The organism is Streptomyces lunalinharesii (assembly GCF_039532155.1).
In the GTDB taxonomy this organism is placed as follows: Bacteria; Actinomycetota; Actinomycetes; order Streptomycetales; family Streptomycetaceae; genus Streptomyces; species Streptomyces lunalinharesii.
This window is the reverse complement of the sequence record NZ_BAAARK010000037.1, coordinates 31,073-51,367: the sequence shown is the minus strand read 5'-3', so window position 1 is coordinate 51,367 and position 20,295 is coordinate 31,073. Positions and strand designations below refer to the sequence as shown.

At 72.2% G+C, this 20,295-nt stretch carries 19 protein-coding genes; 11 read left to right on the top strand and 8 right to left on the bottom strand.

Features of this window, described 5'->3' with window-relative positions; translation table 11 throughout:
* Positions 1-55 precede the first annotated feature (55 nt).
* The 4 genes from ABD385_RS34220 to ABD385_RS34205 all read left to right on the top strand — a co-directional run bounded on the left by ABD385_RS34220 (position 56) and on the right by ABD385_RS34205 (position 6,349).
* Positions 56-1,435, top strand: a complete 1,380-nt coding sequence (locus ABD385_RS34220; RefSeq protein WP_344583276.1) for a bifunctional glycosyltransferase family 2/GtrA family protein — start codon at positions 56-58, stop codon at positions 1,433-1,435.
* Positions 1,432-3,756: an ArnT family glycosyltransferase gene (locus ABD385_RS34215; protein ID WP_344583274.1), complete on the top strand. Its 2,325-nt coding sequence runs from the start codon at positions 1,432-1,434 to the stop codon at positions 3,754-3,756. Before ABD385_RS34220 ends, ABD385_RS34215 begins: the two co-directional genes overlap by 4 nt.
* A gap of 130 nt (positions 3,757-3,886) precedes the next feature.
* Entirely contained in the window at positions 3,887-5,446 is a 1,560-nt protein-coding gene (locus ABD385_RS34210; RefSeq protein ID WP_344583272.1) for an MFS transporter, read from the top strand.
* 123 nt (positions 5,447-5,569) lie between these two features.
* The gene (locus ABD385_RS34205) at positions 5,570-6,349 is read left to right on the top strand and encodes a TetR/AcrR family transcriptional regulator (RefSeq protein ID WP_344583271.1); all 780 of its coding nucleotides are present in this window, start codon (positions 5,570-5,572) and stop codon (positions 6,347-6,349) included.
* Between the two features lie 38 nt (positions 6,350-6,387).
* Here ABD385_RS34205 and ABD385_RS34200 read toward each other — a convergent pair whose 3' ends face one another.
* Entirely contained in the window at positions 6,388-6,546 is a 159-nt protein-coding gene (locus tag ABD385_RS34200; protein ID WP_344583270.1) for a hypothetical protein, read from the bottom strand.
* Between the two features lie 192 nt (positions 6,547-6,738).
* On the bottom strand, positions 6,739-7,983 hold the full coding sequence (locus tag ABD385_RS34195; RefSeq protein WP_344583290.1) for a S53 family peptidase: 1,245 nt from the start codon (positions 7,981-7,983) through the stop codon (positions 6,739-6,741).
* 499 nt (positions 7,984-8,482) lie between these two features.
* On the opposite strand from ABD385_RS34195, the gene ABD385_RS34190 reads away from it, so the two are divergent.
* Complete coding sequence (locus ABD385_RS34190; RefSeq protein ID WP_344583268.1) at positions 8,483-9,310, top strand: TrmB family transcriptional regulator; 828 nt, start codon at positions 8,483-8,485, stop codon at positions 9,308-9,310.
* An 83-nt stretch (positions 9,311-9,393) separates the two neighbouring features.
* Here ABD385_RS34190 and ABD385_RS34185 read toward each other — a convergent pair whose 3' ends face one another.
* From ABD385_RS34185 to ABD385_RS34175, 3 genes are all read right to left on the bottom strand, one after another.
* Positions 9,394-10,236, bottom strand: coding sequence for a YceI family protein (locus tag ABD385_RS34185; RefSeq protein WP_344583266.1), 843 nt, complete (start codon positions 10,234-10,236; stop codon positions 9,394-9,396).
* A 323-nt stretch (positions 10,237-10,559) separates the two neighbouring features.
* Positions 10,560-13,091 carry an MFS transporter gene (locus ABD385_RS34180; RefSeq protein WP_486388774.1) on the bottom strand — a complete coding sequence of 844 codons (2,532 nt, stop codon included), beginning with the start codon at positions 13,089-13,091 and terminating at the stop codon, positions 10,560-10,562.
* 110 nt (positions 13,092-13,201) lie between these two features.
* On the bottom strand, positions 13,202-13,684 hold the full coding sequence (locus ABD385_RS34175; RefSeq protein WP_344583262.1) for a MarR family winged helix-turn-helix transcriptional regulator: 483 nt from the start codon (positions 13,682-13,684) through the stop codon (positions 13,202-13,204).
* A gap of 433 nt (positions 13,685-14,117) precedes the next feature.
* Here ABD385_RS34175 and ABD385_RS34170 point away from each other — a divergent pair, with 433 nt between their 5' ends.
* The gene (locus ABD385_RS34170; RefSeq protein ID WP_344583261.1) at positions 14,118-14,351 is read left to right on the top strand and encodes a hypothetical protein; all 234 of its coding nucleotides are present in this window, start codon (positions 14,118-14,120) and stop codon (positions 14,349-14,351) included.
* A 26-nt stretch (positions 14,352-14,377) separates the two neighbouring features.
* On the opposite strand, the gene ABD385_RS34165 is transcribed toward ABD385_RS34170, so the two are convergent.
* Positions 14,378-15,304 (bottom strand): LysR family transcriptional regulator, encoded by a 927-nt coding sequence (locus tag ABD385_RS34165; protein WP_344583259.1) that lies wholly within the window; start codon positions 15,302-15,304, stop codon positions 14,378-14,380.
* A gap of 71 nt (positions 15,305-15,375) precedes the next feature.
* Between ABD385_RS34165 and ABD385_RS34160 the strand changes: the two genes are divergently transcribed.
* Positions 15,376-16,116, top strand: a complete 741-nt coding sequence (locus ABD385_RS34160) for an SDR family oxidoreductase (RefSeq protein ID WP_344583257.1) — start codon at positions 15,376-15,378, stop codon at positions 16,114-16,116.
* Positions 16,117-16,359: 243 nt separating this feature from the next.
* On the opposite strand, the gene ABD385_RS34155 is transcribed toward ABD385_RS34160, so the two are convergent.
* Positions 16,360-16,698 carry a hypothetical protein gene (locus ABD385_RS34155; RefSeq protein WP_344583256.1) on the bottom strand — a complete coding sequence of 113 codons (339 nt, stop codon included), beginning with the start codon at positions 16,696-16,698 and terminating at the stop codon, positions 16,360-16,362.
* A 357-nt stretch (positions 16,699-17,055) separates the two neighbouring features.
* Here ABD385_RS34155 and ABD385_RS34150 point away from each other — a divergent pair, with 357 nt between their 5' ends.
* The 4 genes from ABD385_RS34150 to ABD385_RS34135 all read left to right on the top strand — a co-directional run bounded on the left by ABD385_RS34150 (position 17,056) and on the right by ABD385_RS34135 (position 19,623).
* A complete protein-coding gene (locus tag ABD385_RS34150) occupies positions 17,056-17,880 on the top strand; it encodes a helix-turn-helix domain-containing protein (RefSeq protein ID WP_344583254.1) in 825 nt (274 codons plus the stop codon).
* A complete protein-coding gene (locus ABD385_RS34145; RefSeq protein ID WP_344583252.1) occupies positions 17,877-18,095 on the top strand; it encodes a DUF397 domain-containing protein in 219 nt (72 codons plus the stop codon). Before ABD385_RS34150 ends, ABD385_RS34145 begins: the two co-directional genes overlap by 4 nt.
* A 254-nt stretch (positions 18,096-18,349) precedes the next feature.
* Complete coding sequence (locus tag ABD385_RS34140) at positions 18,350-18,481, top strand: hypothetical protein (protein ID WP_275463716.1); 132 nt, start codon at positions 18,350-18,352, stop codon at positions 18,479-18,481.
* Positions 18,478-19,623, top strand: coding sequence for a methyltransferase domain-containing protein (locus ABD385_RS34135; protein ID WP_344583250.1), 1,146 nt, complete (start codon positions 18,478-18,480; stop codon positions 19,621-19,623). Before ABD385_RS34140 ends, ABD385_RS34135 begins: the two co-directional genes overlap by 4 nt.
* A 58-nt stretch (positions 19,624-19,681) precedes the next feature.
* On the opposite strand, the gene ABD385_RS34130 is transcribed toward ABD385_RS34135, so the two are convergent.
* The gene (locus tag ABD385_RS34130) at positions 19,682-20,158 is read right to left on the bottom strand and encodes a VOC family protein (protein ID WP_344583248.1); all 477 of its coding nucleotides are present in this window, start codon (positions 20,156-20,158) and stop codon (positions 19,682-19,684) included.
* Between the last annotated feature and the right edge of the window lie 137 nt (positions 20,159-20,295).

The window sequence follows — 20,295 nt, the reverse complement described above, 5'->3', positions numbered from 1 at the left end:
GGGCCCACAGCCGCACCACACGGCCGTGACAGCCCGGTTGGCGACCGTCGTGGGCATGACCACGCCTCCGCTGAGCCCGACGCCGTTGGGTTCCCTGCCGCCACGCGAGCACCTGCGCCCGGGCCAGACCGGGACCGTCCTCGACGTCGTGATCCCGGTCTACAACGAGGAGAAGGACCTGGAACCCTGTGTGCGCCGGTTGCACGAGCACCTGGTCCGCACCTTCCCCTACGGGTTCCGGATCACCATCGCGGACAACGCCAGCACCGACGACACGCCTCGCATCGCCGCCCTGCTCGACGACGAGATGGACCACGTCACCGCCGTGCGGCTGGAGCAGAAGGGTCGCGGCCGGGCGCTGCGCACGGTGTGGTCGCTGTCCGAGGCGCCGGTGCTGGCCTACATGGACGTCGATCTGTCCACCGACCTCAATGCGCTGTTGCCGCTGGTGGCGCCGTTGATCTCCGGGCATTCGGACCTGGCGATCGGGTCGCGGCTCAGCCGTAGCGCGCGGGTGGTCCGCGGGCCGAAGCGGGAGTTCATCTCGCGGACCTACAACCTGATCCTGCGCGGCTCGCTCGCCGCGCGGTTCTCCGACGCGCAGTGCGGCTTCAAGGCGATCCGCGGCGACGTCGCGGGGCGGCTGCTGCCGATGGTCGAGGACACCGGCTGGTTCTTCGACACCGAGATGCTGGTGCTGGCCGAACGGGCCGGGCTGCGCATCCACGAGGTGCCGGTGGACTGGGTGGACGACCCGGACAGCACCGTGCACCTGGTGCGCACCGCGACCGACGACCTCAAGGGCGTGTGGCGGGTGGGGCGGGCGCTGGCCACCGGCGCGCTGCCGCTGGACCGGCTGGCCCGGCCGTTCGGCGACGACCCCCGGGACCGGGAACTGGCCGGGGTGCCGGGCGGCCTGGCCCGGCAGCTCGTCGGCTTCGCCGTCGTCGGCGCGCTCAGCACGCTGCTCTACCTCGGCCTGTACTCCCTCTGCCGGCTCGGCGTGGGCCCCCAACTGGCCAACGCCGCCGCCCTGTTGGTGAGCACGCTGGCCAACACGGCCGCCAACCGGCGGTTGACGTTCGGGGTCCGGGGGCGCGAGCGGGCGGTCCGCCACCAGGCGCAGGGCCTGGTGGTCTTCGCCATCGGGCTGGCGCTGACCAGCGGGTCGCTCGCGGCCCTGGACGCCGCCACCGTCAGCCCCTCGCCCGGCAGCGAGCTGACGGTGCTGGTGGCGGCCAACCTCGCGGCCACGGTGCTGCGCTTCCTGCTCTTGCGCGCCTGGGTGTTCCCGGAGCGCGAGCGGCGGGAGGCGACGGGCGGGGCGGCGGGGGACGGCACCCAGCACGCCCGGCGCGGGCCGACGGCGCCGCATGACACCCCCCACGCACAGGACGCGCACGACCGGAACGACTGCAGCAGGAGCGCTCGATGAGTACCCGCCCACCCCGTACGCAACAGGAGCCGACCGCGGCCCCGGACGACGCGGCCGCACCGCGCGGCTTCGTCCAGCGGGTCGTGCGGGGCCGACCGCAGGACCCGCGGTGGGCCCGGCCCGCGCTGGTGGCGCTGCTGGTGGTCACCGCCGCGCTCTACCTCTGGGACCTTTCGGCGTCCAAGTACGCCAACCAGTTCTACTCGGCCGCCGTACAGGCCGGCAGCGTCAGTTGGAAGGCGTTCTTCTTCGGCTCCTCGGACGCGGCCAACTCGATCACCGTGGACAAGCCGCCGGCCTCGCTGTGGCCGATGGAGCTCTCCGTGCGGCTCTTCGGGCTGAGCCCGTGGGCGGTCCTGGTGCCGCAGGCGCTGATGGGCGTCGCCGCGGTCGGCGTGCTCCACGCGACGGTGCGGCGGCGCTTCGGGGCGGCGGCGGGGCTGCTGTCGGCCGGGGCGCTGGCGCTCACCCCGGTCGCCGCGCTGATGTTCCGCTTCAACAACCCGGACGCGATGCTGTGCCTGCTGATGGTGTGCGCCGTCGCCTGCGTGCTGCGCGCCCTGGAGGCGGGCCGGACGAAGTGGCTGGTGCTGGCCGGCGTCTGCTTCGGGCTGGCGTTCTTGACCAAGACCCTCCAGGCGTGGCTGATCCTGCCGGCGCTGGCCGTGGTCTACGCCTGCTGCGCGCCGGTGCGGCTGCCCAAGCGGCTGGGGCAGTTGCTGCTGGCCGGGCTGGCGCTGGTGGCGTCCGGCGGCTGGTGGGTCGCGATCGTCGAGCTGCTGCCGGCGTCGGCCCGGCCGTACGTGGGCGGTTCGCAGACCAACAGCTTCCTGGAGCTGACGTTCGGCTACAACGGCCTGGGGCGGATCGACGGCAACGAGCGGGGCAGCGTCGGGGGCGGTCACCACGGCGGCGGCACCGGCGGCGGCTGGGGCCAGACCGGGATCACCCGGCTGTTCTCCTCCGACATGGGCGGTCAGATCTCCTGGCTGCTGCCCGCCGCGTTGATCCTGCTGGTCGTCGCGGTCGGCGTGCTGTGGCGGGCGCGGCGCGCCGTCGACGCCGAACGGGCCGCGCAGCGCACGGAGTTCCTGGTGTGGGGCGGCGCGCTGCTGATGACGTTCACGATCTTCAGCTTCATGTCCGGGATCTTCCACCAGTACTACAACATCGCGTTGGCGCCGTACGTCGCGGCGCTGGTCGGCATGGGCTCGGTGCTGCTGTGGCGGCGCGGCGGCCGGCTGGCGCGGGGCGTGCTGGCGGTGGTCGTCGCGGTGACGGCGCTCTGGTCGTACGTGCTGCTGGACCGGTCGCCGCAGTGGCTGCCGTGGCTGCGGTGGGTGGTGCTGGTGCTCGGCCTGCTGGCGGCGCTGGGGCTGCTGTTGACGGCGGGGTCGGCCGCGCGCGACGGTGCGCCGTCGGCCGCGGACGGCGACCCGGTCACCGACGGCGACGCCGCGGGCGGCGCGACCCAGGCCCCGGGCCCCGTGCCGGGGCGGGCGCGGCGGCGGGTCGGGGTGGTGGCCGGTGTGGCGGCCGGGCTCGGGGTGGCGACGGCACTGGCCGGCCCCCTCGCGTACACCCTGGACACCGTCAACACCGCCAAGGGCGGCTCGATCATCACCGCCGGCCCCGCGGTCCAGGGCGGCGGCGGCTTCCCCGGCGGCGGCCGGGGGCGGATGTCCTGGAAGGGCGGCAAGGGCTTCGCGATGCCGGGCGGCACCGGCGGACGGGGCAAGGCCGGTCAGGGCTTCCCGGGCTTCCCCGGCGGCGGCCGGATGGGCGGCGGTCCCGGTCTGCCGGGCGGCGTGGCCGGGCACGGCGGCCGCTCGCGCGGCGCGGGCGGCATGGGCGGCGGGGGCGGCGCGGGCGGCATGGGCGGTCTGCTCGACGGCGCCTCGGTGAGCACCCAGGCCCAGCGGCTGGTGGAGCGGAACGCCGACCACTACACCTGGGCGGCCGCGGCCGTCGGCTCGCAGAACGCGGCCAGCTACCAACTGGCCACCCAGAAGCCGGTGATGGCCATCGGCGGCTTCAACGGCAGCGATCCGTCGCCGACCCTCGCCCAGTTCCAGCGGTACGTGGCGCAGGGCAGGATCCACTACTTCCTCGTGGGGGAGCGGGGCGGGTTCCGCGGCGCTCCGGGCGGCACCGAGGGCAAGCGGGCGACCGGCCGCGGGCCGACCGGTGGCGGGACGCCCGGCGGCGGTGGTGCCGAGCAGGGCACCGCGACGCAGATCAGCGCCTGGGTCGAGAAGACCTTCACGAAGGTCACCGCGGGTGGTGCCACCTTCTACGACCTGACCCAGCGGAAGGCGTAGCGGCGGCCGGGCGGACCGGCGGACCCCTGCTCCATCGGGCCGCCGGCCCACCCCGCCACAAACGAATGTACGGCGTATAAGAGTCCCTGTACGGTGTAAGCCATCCGCTCGCACCGTACAGGGAGCTCGTATGCCCGCCGTGGCCCCCGGCGCCACCGTCACCCTCCAACCCCCCGGCCGGCCCGCCACGCGCTGGCTGATCCTCGCCGCCATCTGCCTGGCGCAGCTGACGGTCGTCCTCGACAACACCGTGCTGAACGTCGCCGTCCCCTCCCTCACCGAGGAACTGGGCGCGACCACCGCCGACGTCCAGTGGATGCTCAACGCCTATTCGCTGGTCCAGTCCGGCCTGCTGCTGATCGCGGGCAACTCCGCGGACCGCTACGGCCGCAAGAAGATGCTCGCCGTGGGCCTGGCGCTGTTCGGCATCGCCTCGCTCGCCGCCGCCCTCGCCCACTCGCCCGGCGAGCTGATCGCCGCCCGGGCCGGGATGGGGGTCGGCGGGGCGCTGCTGATGACCACCACCCTCGCCGTCGTGATGCAGATATTCGACGACGCGGAGCGGCCCAAGGCCATCGGCATCTGGAGCTCGGTGAACTCGCTGGGCTTCGCCGCCGGGCCGCTGATCGGCGGCGCGCTGCTCGACCACTTCTGGTGGGGCTCGCTGTTCCTGGTCAACCTCCCGGTCGTGGTGATCTCGCTGGTCGCCGTCCTCGCGCTGGTCCCCGAATCCAAGAGCCGCGGCGGTGAACGCCCGGACGTGCTGGGCGCGCTGCTGTCGATGGTCGGCATGGTCGCGGTGGTCTTCGCGATCATCTCCGGGCCGGTGCACGGCTGGCTGTCGGGTCGGGTGCTGCTCTCGGCCGCCGTCGGCGTCGTCGGCCTGGCGCTCTTCGCCTTCTGGGAGCTGCGCATCCCGCACCCCATGCTGGACATGCACTTCTTCCGCAACCGCCGGTTCGTCGGCGCGGTCGCCGGCGGCATCCTGGTCGCCTTCGGCATGGGCGGCTCGATGTTCCTGCTCACCCAGCACCTCCAACTGGTGCTCGGCTTCGGCCCGTTGGACGCCGGTCTGCGGATGGCGCCGCTCGCGCTCACCGTCGTGCTGATCAACTTCACCGGCCTGGGCGCCCGGCTGATGCCCCGCTTCGGCACCCCGGGCATGATCGTCACCGGGATGTCCCTGCTGGCCGTCGGCCTCGCCGCGATATCCCTGCTGGGCGGCCACAGCTACGGCGGCATGCTCCTCGGCCTGGTCGTCATGGGCGTCGGCGTGGCGATCGCGATGCCGACGATGGCCAACGCCGTCATGTCCGCGATCCCGCCGGCCAAGGCGGGCGTCGGCGCCGGCGTCAACGGCACCCTGATGGAGTTCGGCCAGGGCCTGGGCGTCGCGGTGCTCGGCGCGGTCCTCAACTCCCGCTTCGCCGCGCTGCTCCCGGTGGTGGCCGCCGGCGCCGGCTCGCTCCCCGCGGCCCTGGCCCGTACGCACTCCGCCCCCGAGCGCACCGCGGTGCACGACGCCTTCGCGTCCGGCATCGGCACCAGCCAGTTGGTCGGTGCGGCGGCGGTGTTCCTCGGTGGGCTCACCGCCGCGGTGCTGCTGCGGCGGGCGGAGCGCGTGGAGCGCGCGGCCGCGGTTCCGGCGGCGAGCACCGGCCAAGATCCGGCCACCGCGGCGGCGGAATAGCATCGGAGTCGGAAGACGGGGCCCCGCCCGTCCCGTCGTCCGTCCCGTCGTCCGGGCCGACGGTCGTCCCGACGGGGCGCGCCCAAAGGTCCGGTCCCATCGCACGACCCAAGGAGGGGCGCCATGGCAGCGGCGACGAACGAGCGCGCCGAGCAGCTACCGCACAGCGTGTGGCTGACCGAGCGCCCCCCGCTCAGAAGGAAGGCGGAGCAGCCGGCCGGACTCGCCCTCGACAAGATCGTCGAGGCGTCCGTCCGGCTGCTCGACGCCGAGGGCCTGGCCAAGTTCTCCATGCGGCGCCTGGCCGCCGAACTCGGCGTGACCGCGATGTCCCTGTACTGGTACGTCGACACCAAGGACGACCTGCTCGAACTGGCCGTGGACGCGGTGGCCGGCGAGCTGGCGCTGCCCGACGACGCCGAAGCGGACGCCACCGCCGACTGGCGCGACCAGCTCCGCGGCCTGGCGACCACCTACCGCGACGTCCTGCTGCGGCATCCGTGGGCGCCGCGCCTGCTCGGCGAGTACCCCAACATCGGCCCGCGCTCCACGGCCTTCTCCAACGCCACCCTGCGGGTCATGGCCCGCAGCGGGCTGGGCCCGGACGGCACCTCCGGCGCGCTGGCCTCGCTCTTCCACTTCGTCTACGGCTTCGCCACCATCCGCAGCCTGCACGAGGCCCGCTGCCGCGCCGCCGGCCTGAGCATCGACGACTACTTCGCCCACGTCATCACCGCGATCTCGGACCGTCCCGACTTCGCCGAGACGATGGAGCTCTCCACCCGCGCCGGCTACGCCATGCCCGACGCCAGCGCCCTCGACATGCTCGACCGCGACTTCGCCTTCGCCCTCGACCTCCAGATCGCGGGCATCGAGGCGATGCGGGCCGGCCGGGCGGACTGAGCACCCGACCACCGCCGCGAGGGGGGCCGCACCCGCGGCTACCGCGCCTCGGCCCGCTCGGGCCACGCGACGCCCTGCCGGTCGATGTGCTGGCCGCCGCGGTGTTCGGTCCGGGCGCAGGGCCGCGGGTTGTTGCTGTCCTCCGGCCGGGTCGCCCCGCAGAGCCGGGGCTGCCGCGCCGGGCACGACTGGGTCATCTCACACCGTCACCAGGTCGGTACGGGTGCGGGCCCGGACCGGTCGGGAACGGTCCGGGCCCACGGGTTGAGGGTCGCAGTCCGGTTCGTCGGACGGGCACCGGACTGCGACGGTCGGTGGGGCGGCCGGCCCGGCTTCCGGTGCGGTCGCGGGACCGCACCGAAAGCCGGGTCAGACCACCGGGGGGTGACTCACTTGGTGAAGGCCGCGGTGCCGTTCGGGGTGCCGAGGCCGGTCGGGCCGTCGTAGCCCTTGCCCGCCGTGCAGAGGTACGCCGGCGAGCAGGAGCCGTTGGCGCCGCTGGTGACGTCGTTCAGCGCGGAGGCGTGGGTGTACGGGTACGAGGCCGCGGTGTCGGACGCGCCCGGGGCACCCGCGAGGGCGTAGACGCCGGCGATGAACGGCGCGGCGGCGCTGGTGCCGCCGTACACGTTCCAGCCGGTGGCCTGGTAGCTGTCGTAGACCGCGAGGCCGGTGGCCGGGTCGGCGACCGAGGCGACGTCCGCCACGGCGCGCTTCGCGCAGCCGGTGTCCTTCTGCCAGGACGGCTTGGCGTCGTACTGCGAGCAGCCCGAACCGGCGCCCTCGCCGCCCGCCTTGGTGCCCCAGACCGACTCGCTCCAGCCGCGCGTGCTGCTGTCCTTCTTGAGCGAGGTACCGCCGACCGCGGTGACGTACTGCGAGGCCGCCGGGTACTCGACGCCGTAGCCGCTGTCACCGGAGCTGACGGTGATCGCGACGCCCGGGTGCTTGAAGTACTTCTCGTCCGAGGTGGCGTCGGTGGAGTCCTCGCCGCCGCCGTAGCTGTTGGAGACGAACTTGGCGCCCATGGTGACCGCGCGGTTCACCGCCGCGCCCAGGTCGTCCATGTTGGCGCTGTTCGCCTCGACCAGCAGGATGTGGCACGAGGGGCAGGCGGAGCTGACCATGTCGACGTCGAGGGATATCTCGCCGGCCCAACCGGAGTCCGGTGCCGGGTACTTGGTGCCGCCGTTCTGGTCGACCTTCTTGAAGCAGCCGTTGGCGGTGGTGCACTCGGGCAGGCCGTACTGCTTGCGGTAGGTGGCCAGGTCCTTCTCGGCGTTGGGGTCGTCGTTGGCGTCGACGATCGCCACCGTCTGGCCCGAACCGCCGGTCTTCGGCAGCTTGTACGCGCTTTGCAGGTCGCTGGGGCCGAAGCCGGACGGGGTGAGGTGGCGGCCGAGGGACAGGCTCTGCTTCACGTCCGTGCGGGCCACCGCGTTGCACGCCATGTAGCCGGGCTTGGTCGGCTCCGAGCACAGGCGGTGGGTGTGGACGGCGGTGGACGTCGACGCGGTGGGGGACGCGTGCGGGGCGGCCGGGGCCGGGGCGGCGCCCGCCGGGGCGGCCGCGATGAGACCGCCGACGACGAGGGTGGCCGCCGAGAGCAGGGCCGGGACGCCGCGGCGCGCCAGCCCTCCGGTGCGGTCCGCTCTGTTGCTGTCCGCCGTGCGCTGTCGCAGGGAAGGCAAGGGAATGACCTCCGTGGGGGGAGTGGGGAAGCCGGCGACCCACGGTCCGCGGACGCCGGGTGGGGGGATGCGGGTGCGGTGCTGAAACGCGGTGGTGCCGGTGGTGCGGGTGGGGACCGGAGCAGCGGCGTCGCGTGGTCCGGGCGGCATGTCACGGACATGACAGGCAACGATGCGAAGGGGTGAGGTGCAGCCCCCCGCAGGCCCCCCGTCACGTCGCGGGCATGACGTCCGGCCCCCCGTGGACTCCGGGCAACTCCGGTGGTGCGTCGCGCACATGCACTCGATGGGTGCCACCCCGGTCAGTGGTGGCTTATGAGGAAAGTAGTGAACACACCGTCAAAGGGACACCCGGTTACGGCAAAGCCTTCCTCTCGACCGCTTTTGGCAGCCTCCCGGACACCGACCCACCGGGCGGCGCGGCCCGATACCTTGGTGCGTCATGGAGTGGGAAGAAGACGCGGTGGGCAACCTCGTCGCGCTGGGCCTGGCCCGTTACGAAGCACGGGTCTATCTCGCCTTGATCCGACGGGAGTCGTACACCGCCGCCGAGGTCGCGCGCGAGGCCGACGTGCCGCGCCAGCGGGTGTACGACGTGCTGGACGCGCTGGTCCGGCGGCGGCTGGCCAATGCGCACCCCGGGCGGGTGGCGACCTATTCGGCCGTCGCGCCCGAACTCGCCGTCGCCCGGCTGGTGGCGCTGCAACGCGAGTCCCTGGAGCGGCTGGAACGCGCCTCCGACACCCTGGCCGCCTCCCTCCAGCCGCTGTGGGCGGACGGCCGCCGGCACAGCGACCCGCTCGACTACGTCGAGGTGCTGCGCGATCCGACGGTGATCGCCGAACGGTTCGCGGACATCCAACGCCAGGCCCGCCACGAGCTGTTGAGCTTCTGCAAGCCGCCGTTCGTCGCCCCCGCGGAGAACGCCGAGGGCATGACCGCCGCCCGTCGTCTGCACCGGGCCGGCGGCACCGTCCGCGCCATCTACTCCTCCGGGGCGCTGGAGGACGCCGGCATGCTCGCCAACGTCCGCAGCTTCGCGGAGGCCGGCGAGGAGGCCCGCTTCACCGCGGACCTGCCGCTCAAACTCGTCATCGCCGACGCCTCGTTGGTGCTGTGCGACATGCCCGACCCGGTGGCCGGCGGGGACTCCACCACCGCCCTGGTCATCGAGCACCCGGCGCTCGCGGCCTGCCTGCGGCTGGCCTTCTTCACGGTGTGGGAGAGCGCCGCCACCGCGCCCGAGCCGCGCGAGGCGCTCCGGTCGTAGCCGAAGGGGCGGGCCCCGGCGAAGGAATCGCCGGGGCCCGCCCCTTTCGCGCGGACGCGCACGGACCCGCGTCCGGACGCCGCTCAGCCCATGGGCAGGCTGTCGCCCTGCACGGCCTGGATGTCCAGTTCCACCTTCAGGGTGGTGCCGATGGCCGCGATGCCGGCGGCCACGACCTGGTTGTAGTTCATCTTGAAGTCCTCGCGGCGCAGTTCCGCGGTGGCGCGGAAGGCAGCGCGGACGCCGCCCCACGGGTCCGGGCCGGTGCCGAGGTAGCTGAGGTCGAGGTCCACGGGGCGGACCACGCCGTGCAGCGAGAGGTCGCCGTGCACCGTCCAGCGGTCCGGGCCGGCCGGTTCGAGACCCGTGCTGCGGTAGGTGATCTGCGGGTAGACCTCGACGTTGAGGAAGTCCTCGTTGCGCAGGTGGCCGTCGCGCATGCCGTTGCCGGTGTCGATCGACGCGGCCTTGATGACCGCCTCCACGCGGGACTTCTCGACGTCCTCGGCGATGTCGATCCGGCCGCTGAACTCGGTGAAGCGGCCGTGCACGCTGGAGATGCCCAGGTGCTGGGCGACCGCCGCCACGGTGGAGTGCATGGGGTCGATGGTCCAGGGGCCCGGCGGCGGCAGCTCCACGCCGCCCTGGCGGGCCAGGACCACGTTGCCGACGTCCATCCGGCCGCTGGCCGTCACGATCGCGCTGGAGGCGATCGGCGCGTAGCCGACCGCGGTGACGATGACCGTGTAGGGGCCGGCCGGCAGCGGCTCCGCGCTGCGCACCGCGCCCTCCTGGTCGGCGGACGCCCGCAGCACCTGCGCGCCCGTCATGTCGGTGACGGTCAGCACGGCGTGCTGTACCGCCCAGCCGTCCCGCGTGCGGACCTGCGCCCGTACTCCCGCAGCTCCCGCGCCCGTCGAAGTCATTTACGTGCCTCTCCCGTTCAGTGCCGGTCCGTACCGCGTGGTGCCGGTGCGTGCCGTGCCTGTCCGTGCGTGTGTCCGTGTGAGCGGGTGGTCCGTCGGGCCCTGCGGGCCCGGGTGGTCCCGGTCCGGCCCCCGGTCGCCGCCGTTCCCCGGCCGGTCGGTGGGGGTCGGACTCCGGCGGCGGCGCTGCAGGCCGTCCCCTGCCTGTGCGCAGCGCCGCCGCCGGAGTCCCGGGTCCGGTCCGGGGCGCGTCTCCGCTCGACGCGCGCCCCGGTCCGGGGTGTGTCGCCCGGGCCGCCGCGGTCGCGGGGCCCGGGTCCGGGTCAGTCCCCGGGGTGGGCGAGCTGGACGTCGTAGCCGTCCACCCCGCCGGCGCTGATCGCCAGCCCGTTGGCGACCGGCGGGTAGCCGCTCGCGATGACGGTGTAGTCGCCGGCGTCCAGGTCGGTGAAGGCGTAGGCGCCGTCCGCACCGGTGGTGGAGGTGGCCACGACGTTGCCCGCCGCGTCGACCAGGGTGACCCGGGCGTCGGCCAGCGGGGTGCGGTCCGCACCGGCCCGCACGACGCCCTGCACCCGGGCGCCGGACAGCAGCTCGATCTCGGTCCGGGTGGTGCCCTGGCCGCCGATCTCGACGGGCTGGGCGGTGGGCCGGTAGTGCGCCGCGTTGACCGCCACGGTGTAGGTGCCGGGGGTGAGTTCGGCGAAGGCGAAGGTGCCTTCGGCGGGGGTCAGGCCGGTGGCGAGCACCTCGCCGCGGACGTCGGTGACGACGACCATCGCGCCGCCCACCGCCTCGCCGGTCACCGCGCTGCGGACCAGGCCGACCAGGCCGCTGGTGCCGCTGAGCAGGATGTCGTAGGCGTGCGGCGCGTCGCTGATGACGACCGTGGACGCCTGCGGCTGGTGGCCGTCGGCCGCCGCGATCAGGACGTAGGAGCCGGCGCCGGGCGCCTGCAGTGCGTACGAGCCGTTGGCCTGGGCGACCGAGCGGCCCAACTGCCGGCCGCTGAGCGAGATCAGCGTGACGGCGGAGCGGGGGACCGGGCTGCCCTCGGCGTTGCGGACGAAGCCGTGGACCGCGGGGCCGACCGGGGCGGCGTCACCGCCGCCGGCGGAGGCGAAGGCGGCCAGGGGCTGGGTCGCCTGGGCCGGCTTGGCCCAGGACGGCGTGTGCAGGCCGTCGTCGTCGGATATGGAGGGGGCGGCACCCACCAGGGCGGGCTCCCGCTCCTCGACCGCGGCGGCGGACGCCGGGGCGGACGCGGCGAGCGGGGCCGGTGCCGCGGCGGCCGCGGGGGTCTGGGACGCGTCGCTGTCGCCGTCGCCGGCGAGGGCGCGCTCCGTACCGGACTTGCTGCGCAAGGCGACCTCCTTGATGAACAGGGTGATGAGCAGGGCGATGAGGGCGAACGGAGCCGCGTAGAGGAAGACGTCGCCGACGCCGTGCCCGTACGCGTCCTCCATGATCGACCGGATCGGGGCCGGCAGCGCGGACAGGTCCGGAATGCCGTCGCTGCCGGTGCTGCCGTGGCTCGCCGCCGCGGCGGCCTTGGGGCCGAGGGCGGTCAGCCCGTCGGTCACGTAGTGCGTGACGCGGTTGGCGAGCGCTGCGCCGAGCGCCGAGACGCCCACCGCACCACCGAGGGTACGGAAGAAAGTGACCAGCGAACTGGCAGATCCGATGTCCTGGGGCGCGACCTGGTTCTGGGTCGCCAGGACCAGGTTCTGCATCATCATGCCGACGCCCAGGCCCATCAGCGCCATGTAGATCGCCGCGTGCCAGTACGGGGTGTCCGCGCGCAGCGTGCCCAGCAGGCCGAGACCCGCGGTGAGCAGCACGCCGCCGCTGACGAGGAAGACCTTCCAGCGCCCGGTGCGGGTGATGATCTGGCCGGAGATCATCGAGGCGAGGAACAGGCCCATGACCATCGGGATGGTCATGACGCCGGACATCGTCGGGGTCTTGCCCTCGGCCAGCTGGAAGTACTGCGAGAAGAAGACCGTGCCGCTGTACATCCCGACGCCGACGCACAGGGAGGCGATGGTCGCCAGGGTGATCGTCTTGTTCCGGAACAACCGCAGCGGGATCAGCGGCTGTTCGACCTTGGACTCGACGATCACGAAGACCACCGCGAGCAGCAGCGCACCGCCGACCATGGCGAAGGTCTGCCAGGAGATCCAGTCGTAGTTCTTGCCGGCCAGGGTGACCCACACCAGCAGCAGGGTGACCGCGGCGGCGATGAAGAACGAGCCGGCCCAGTCGATCTTGACGCCCTCGCGCTTGACGACCGGGAGCTTCAGGGTCTTCTGCAGCACGATCAGCGCGATGATGGCGAACGGCACGCCGACGTAGAAGCACCAGCGCCAGCCGAGCCAGCTGGTGTCGGTGATGACGCCGCCGAGCAGCGGGCCGCCGACGGTCGCCACGGCGAAGGTCGCGCCCAGGTAGCCGCTGTAACGCCCGCGCTCGCGCGGGGAGATCATCGCGGCCATGACGATCTGGGCCAGTGCGGACAGACCGCCCACGCCGATGCCCTGCACCACGCGGCAGGCGATCAGCATGCCGGTGTTCTGCGACAGACCGGCGACGACCGACCCGCCGACGTAGATGATCAGCGCGACCTGGACGAGCGCCTTCTTGCTGAACAGGTCGGAGAGCTTGCCCCACAGCGGCGTGGTCGCGGTCATCGCCAGCAGCGCCGCGGTCACGACCCAGGTGTACGCGCTCTGCCCGCCGTGCAGGTCGTGAATGATGTGCGGCAGCGCGTTGGAGACGATCGTCGACGACAGGATGGCGACGAACATGCCGAGCAGCAGCCCGGACAGCGCCTCCATGATCTGACGGTGTGTCATGGGGCCGTCGTGGGAGCCGCCGTGGCCGCCCCCATGCTTGGCATGCCCGCCCCGCACACCTGCTGGTGAGGTCGTAGCCATGTAGTTCCTTACTTCCTTTGCTTCGCTTCTCATCCGGCGGCGGGTGAGCGGGTGGGGGAGGGGGAGTCGTGATGTGCCCGGGTGCGGCAGTCGCCGAAGCTCGTGCGGAGCCTGGCGAGCAGCTCGATGAGGTGCCCGACGTCGGTGTCGGTCCAGTCGTCCAAGTACCGGGCGAGCGTCTGCGTGTAGCGCTCGGCGAGCTCCGCCAGGAGCTCCCTGCCCTTCGGGGTCAGTCGCAGCAGCCGCGACCGCTTGTCCGCCGGATCGGGCTCGCGCTCGATCCAGCCGCGCTCAGCGATGTGCGCGACGTGCCGGCTGGTCACCGACATGTCGATCGCGAGCAGCTCGGCCAGCTGGCTCATCCGCATCTCGCCGTGCCGGTCGAGGAGCGTGAGCACCCCGGCCGACGCCGGCGGGCAGTCCTGGGGCAGGATCCGCCCCATCTCCCGCTTGACGGCCCCGACGGCGCTGAGTTGCCGGGCCAGCTCTTCGTACTGACTGTGAGCGGCCACCGGCTCCTCCACGCCTCTTCACCTGCGCAACCTACGCGGTTGTTTTGTTGCTTGGGGCAACCATAGGCAAAGTTGGTTGCTGAAGGCAAACGATTTGATGGCGAGAACGGCATGGAAAAGGCAAAGCCTGACCCATGTAAATCCCAAGAAACTCGTTTTGGCACGTAAAGGTGCTGGTCAATGCGGTAGTGAAAGATCAACTCGACGGCCGCGTGCCCTTTGTGCCGCCCCGTCCCCCCGTGTCCACCCCACCCCTCACGCCATGTACGCGTCACGCGCCCCCGCGTAGACGCCCCGCCTACACTCCGTGACCAGGCGGTATGCGCTCCGTAGGCGGGTCCCGGCGCCCCTGTCCGCCGCCCCCGCGCGGGCACGCGGAGGATACGCGCCCCAAGGGTGCCCCCACGTCCGGGGTTCGCTAGGGTCCTTCCCCATGGCGACCAACCCGCAGAACCAGGCCGAGGGCAACTACGACCCGGCGGGCAGCACGCAGATGTTCAAAGCCTTCGTGGACGACGGCGGCACCCCGCAGGGCGGCGCCCCCCAGGGCGGCCGCCGCGCACCCGCACCCCAGCAGGCGCCCTCGGGGCCGCGCGTCGGCCTGATCGTCGGCGTCGTCGTCGCCCTCGTGGTGGTGGCCGGCGCGGCCTGGCTGGCGCTGGGCTGAGCGCCCGGGTCCGAACCCGGGCCGGATCAGCGGCACTCCGCGCAGACGTCCCCCGGACCGCCCTGCCGCAGCACCGTCTCCGCTGCCGCCTCGGCGAAGGCGCGGATGCGTCCGGTGTCCGCCGCGGCCCGCCACACCAGGCCGTACTCCAGTGGGGGAGCGTCGTCGAACGGGACGTACGCGATATTCGGCCGGGCGTAGTACCTGACCTCGTGCGCGGCGGCCGGATGTACTCCTCGCCCCGCCCCGACCAGGGCGAGGAGCTCCTGCCGGGTCGCCGCCCGCTCACCACGCTCGACGGGACGGCCCGCCGGAGTCGTGCGCGGCAGGAGATGGTCGAGCCAGTACTCCGGTACGGGCCCCGAGAGACTGAGCACCTTGTCCCCGGCGAGGTCCTCGACCCGGACGGAGGGCCGCTTCGCGAAGGGGTGCCGGGTGGAGACGGCCAGCACGCGGGTGTCGGAGATCAGTACGGGCCCGGTGGCCAGATCGGGCTCGACGACGGGGAACTGGGCGAGCAGCAGGTCGAGTTCTCCCGAGCGCAGCAGGCCGAAGGGGTCGGAGAGCGGGGTCTCGTGCAGCAGGACCTCGCCGGCCGCCGGATGCCGCTCGCGGTAGGCGGAGGCGGCGAAGAGCACGAGCTCACCGGCGAGCGGACTGCTGAACCCGACGCGCAGCGGCTCGGCCAGACCGCGTCCCGCGGCGACCGCCCGCTCGACGCCAGCCCTGATCAGCTCGTAGCCGGGGCGTATGTCGTCCGCGAGGCGGCGCCCGATCGGCGTCAACTCCACGCGTCTGCTGGTCCGTTCGAAGAGCGCCGCGCCTATGCGCCGTTCCAGTTGCTTGATGGTCTGGCTGACCCGGGCCTGTGAGACGTGCAGGCGCTGCGCGGTGCGGCCGAAGTGCAGCTCCTCGGTGAGGGCCAGGAAGATCTCGACGTCGCGGCGTTCCATAACCATCAGGTTATCGATCGTTGCGGAACCGGCCGTTGTTCGGGTTCCGCCGGACGACCAAGGTTGAGGACATGAACGCCGACCTGAACACCGCCGCCAAGCCCCTCGCCGTCATCACCGGAGCCAGCTCGGGCATCGGCGCCGCCACCGCCCGTACCCTCTCCGCACTCGGCCACCCCCTCCTGCTGCTGGCCCGCAGGGTGGAGCGGATCGATGCGCTCGGCCTCCCCGACACGCTCGCCAGGTCCGTCGATGTCACCGACGCCGAGGCGGTGGCCGGGGCCGTCCGGGAAGCCGAGGCGCTGTACGGCCCCGCCGACCTGATCGTCAACAACGCGGGCGTGATGCTGCTGGGCGAGGTGGCCAGGCAGCCGGCCGACGAGTGGGAGCGGATGTTCGACGTCAACGTGCGGGGGCTGCTCCATGGGGTACGTGCGGTCCTGCCCGGCATGATCGAGCGCGGCCGCGGCACGGTGATCAACGTCAGCTCGGTCGCGGGCCGCAGGACCTACGCCAACCACACGGTCTACAGCGGCAGCAAGTTCGCCGTGCACGGCATGTCCGAGAGCCTGCGCGAGGAGGTCGCGGGCCACGGGGTCCGCGTCGTCACCATCGCCCCGGGGGCGGTGGAGACGGAACTGCTCTCGCACACCACCGACGAGCTGGTGAAGGCCGACTACCAGGCGTTCAAGGACTCCATCGAGGTGCTCGCCCCCGAAGACGTGGCCGCGGCGATCGGCTTCGCGTACCAGCAGCCGCAGCGCGTCACCCTGCGCGAGCTGGTCCTGGCGGCCACAGCCCAAGTGGCCTGAGGCCAACGATCCGGCCAGCGGAGGGAGTTCGCCCGACGGCCACCGTCCGCCCGGGCTCGACATCCCGCCGGGCCTCGCCCGGCACCCCACCGCCGACGCGGCCCCGCCCGGCGCGCACGCCCACCGAGCGGGACCGCTCTCCCTCACCGCGCGGGCGAACCCACCGCGGCATCCTTCAGGGGAGCGCCCGGGACGCTCCCCGCAGGACGGACCGGGCTGCTTCTCGGGCTGTCCGGTCGGGGGCTATGGGGCGGACGGTGCCCCGTCCTCAGCGTCGAGGTCGTCCTCGTCCTCCTGCAACCACAGCAGGCGAGCGCCCCGACTCTCCGACACCCGGTGCACCTTGGCCAGACGGTCGTTCAACTCCACGGCCAGAAGGTGGATTTCTCCCGGCGTCCACGCCCGGTCGGCCAGGATCCGGTAGGCGTCCTCGATGAGTTCGGCCGCCGAGGCCATCTGCTCCGCCTCGACCCGATCGGCGAGCCGCGAGACGTACCCGACCCCGTTGCCGCGCAGCAGATAGCACGGCTTCCCGTCCCAACTGGCCCACGGCAGCAGCCGCGCGCCGTCGATGGCGTTCATCGGGCGGCCACCTCCACTCCGTGCAGCCGACGCGGCCCGACCGCCCGGTGGCAGCCGTGGGCGGGCAGTAACAGGTCCAGCAGCGTTTCGAAGATCGTTCGGTTAGTGTGCAGCACTGTCGTCAACCTCCATGGGGTTGAGGGCCACGCCCCCGGGCCGTCCACCAACGGTCGCGGGGGTCTTGCGTGTGGCGGGTGATCTGGCGTCGATTTGGTCGCCCGGTCGTGTACCGGGTGTAGTCAATTGGTCACCATGGAGGCCCAAGTTCCAATAGGTTGGGCGGACTTCAGTAGCGAAACTGAGATTCATGCTGCGCTGTGCTGCGGTGCCCAGCGGTAAAAGTGGGAGGTCACAGGGTTGGATGAGACGACGGCCCCTGAGGGCTTCAATCCTCTTCAACGCTTCGGTGCGGACGTGAAGCGCGTACGACTCGGCCGCAAGCTGACGCAGAAGCACCTGGCCAAGGCCGTGGGCTATTCCGATGGCTACGTCAGCATGGTGGAGGCGGGGAAGCAGATGCCCAGCGCGAAGTTCGCCAGTGGGTGCGACCTGGCCTTCGGCACGAACGGCCTGTTTGCCGGCTTGTTGAAGAGACTTGATGAGGCCGATCACCCGAGCTGGTTCGTCTCGTACCTAGAGAAGGAGAAGAAGGCGGCCAGCATCCTCGACTACTCGGTCCACGGCATCATGGGCCTCTTGCAGACGGAGGCGTACGCGCATGCGATCTTCCGCGCCGGGCACCCGCACGCGCCAGCGGACGTGATCAAGGGCAAGGTCGATGCCCGCATAGGTCGCCGCACCGTGATGGCCCAGGAAGACCCGCCAACACTGTGGGTGGTCCTGCACGAGGCGTGCCTGAGAACGCACGTCGGCGGACCCGCAGTGATGGCCGCCCAGTTAGGGCACTTGATCGCCTCGGCCGAGAGCCCCGGCATCGACATGCAAGTGATCACGTTCGCTGCTGGGGCTGCTGCGGCGCACGTGTTGCCGTTCACTCTGCTCACGTTCCACTCCGAGCCCACCATCCTCTACTCGGATGGCCCACTCGGGGGCAAGCTCTACGACAGGGAGCCAACTGTCGCGACCGCCGTGCGCAACTATGATCGGCTGCGGGCGCACGCCTTGTCTCCGGATGATTCGCTCGCAATGGTCAAGGGATTGCACAAGGAGTTCATCTCATGAGCGCAGGCATAGACCTCGCCGCCGCCGCGTGGGTCAAGTCCTCGTACAGCGGATCCGACGGCGGCCAGTGTGTCGAGGTCTGCCTGACCTTCGCGCCGGATGGGGTGGTCCCGGTCCGGGACAGCAAAACCCCGGAGGGCCCGGTCCTCTCCTTCCCGGTGGCTTCCTTCTCCTCCTTCATCGCGGCGGTCAAGGGCAACGCGCTTTCCCACTGACCCTGGTGCGCTGAACGAGCAGCAGAACGGCCCCCGACCGGGGGCCGTTGTCGTATCCGTACGGAAGGAGTCCGCCGCCTCTCGCCGGCCCGGCTACGGTCGCCGTCATGAACGTCCGGTGTACCGGGGACGGTTCACGTCTCGGCGCCCGCGGGACGCACACGGCATGGTGCGCCCCGTCAGTGCGACCTTCCCTCCGCCATCAGCCGCCCACTAGGGTGATCCGTCCCATAGGGGCGGAAGTAGGAGGTGCCATGGGCAAGCGCGACAAGCCCGATGACAGCGGCAAGCCCGACAAGCTGCCAGGGCAGCCGTGGACCCCGCCCAAGGAACCGCCGCAGACCGACGGCGGTGCGCCCAAGGGCGGCGGGAAGCGCGGCAAGTGAGCGGGCAGTGGCGGGGGATGGCGGCGCGGCTCGTGGCGGACGGCGCACTGACCGCCGAATGGGAGCCCGTCTTCGAGGGCCTGCCCCGGGCCGGGTTCCTGCCCGATCTCTTCTGGCAGCACCATGTGGCGACCGGAGAAGTCGAAGCGGTCGACCGCATGCGTGATCCGCGGCGGTGGCGCGAGGCGGCCGATTCCGTCCACCCTCTGGTGACGCAGTGGGACGACGGGGAGCACGAAGGGCCGGGGAGGGGCCGGGTGGCGTCGTCGTCGGCGTCGGCGCCGCCTGTCGTTGCCGCGATGCTGCGCGACCTCACCGTGCGTTCTGGGCAGCGGGTACTGGAGATCGGCACCGGGACGGGCTGGAACGCCGCTCTCCTCGCGTCCCGCCTCGGTGCCGAGAACGTGACCACGGTGGAGGTCGACACGTCCGTCGCCGCAGCGGCCCGAGGCGCCCTGGAACGGCAGGGGCTGGGGGCGGTCACGGTCGTCTGCGGCGACGGTTTCCAGGGATACCCGGCCCGCGCACCGTACGACAGGATCATCGTCACCTGCGGGGTACACACCTTCCCTCGTGCCTGGTGGGAGCAGTGTCGCCCCGGGGGCGTGATCGTGGTGCCGTGGGGCACCCGCTTCACGCCTACGGAGGCCACGGTCGCGCTCACGGTCGCGGAGGACGGCCGGAGCGCCAGCGGGACGTTCAAGGACCTGGTGCAGTTCATGAGCCTTCGGGCCCAGCGTCGTGCGGTGCCCGAGTACGCGGACTACGTGACCACCGAGTCCAGGGACGAAGCGGAGCGCAGCGCCACGACGCTCACGTTGGCCGAGACGATCGGCGGTGAATGGGACAGCAGCCGGCTCGTCCTCGGCCTGCTCGTCCCCGACTGCACCGTCGTCCTCGACGAGCCGCAGGAGGGGCAACGGCCGGTCTGGCTGTGCAGTGTGGCCGACGACCGATCCTGGGCGTGCGTCCTGTTCCGCGAGGACAGGCAGCATTCCACGGTCTACCAGTACGGTGACCGCCGGCTCTGGGACGAGGTCGAGGCCGCCTACGGCTGGTGGCGGGAGCAGGGCCGCCCCGGCCTCGGCCGCCTCGGCCTGACCGTTGATGACGACGGGCACCACGTGTGGGTGGAGAAGTAGCTCCCCGCTCCCGCGACCGGAGGACCCCGCAGCCAGGGCCGTGCATGTCCGCGGACGGTCACCCTCTGCCGTCGGCCGCCGCCTCCAGCGCCGCGATGTCCATCTTCTTCATGCCCATCACGGCCTGCATCGCGCGGGCCGCACGGGCGCGGTCGGGGTCGTTCAGGATGTCGGCCATCCCGTCCGGGACGATCTGCCAGGACAGCCCGTACTTGTCCTTGAGCCAGCCGCAGGGGCCCTCTTCGCCGCCCTCGGAGAGCTTGGCCCAGTAGTGGTCGATCTCGCCCTGGTCGGCACAGGTGACGGCGAAGGAGATCGCCTCGTCGAAGGTGAACTGCGGACCGCCGTTGAGCGCGGTGAACTCGCGGCCGTCCAGTTCGAACTCGACGGTCAGCACCGTGCCGGCCGTGCCCGGGCTGCCCTCCGTGTAGTGCGTGACGTTCTTGATCTTCGAGTTCGGGAAGACCGAGCAGTAGAACTCGGCGGCCTCCATGCCCTGGGTGTCGAACCAGAGGTTGGGGGTGATCTTCGGCATGACGCGCTCCTGGAGGGGGTGGCCGGCCCGTCGGACGGGCTCGGCTCGCGTGGGTTCGTTGCGACTCATCTACCTGTATCGACCGTCACGCTTCCGGAAACTCATCGCCGTTCGGGTGGCGGATGCGCCGTCCCGCG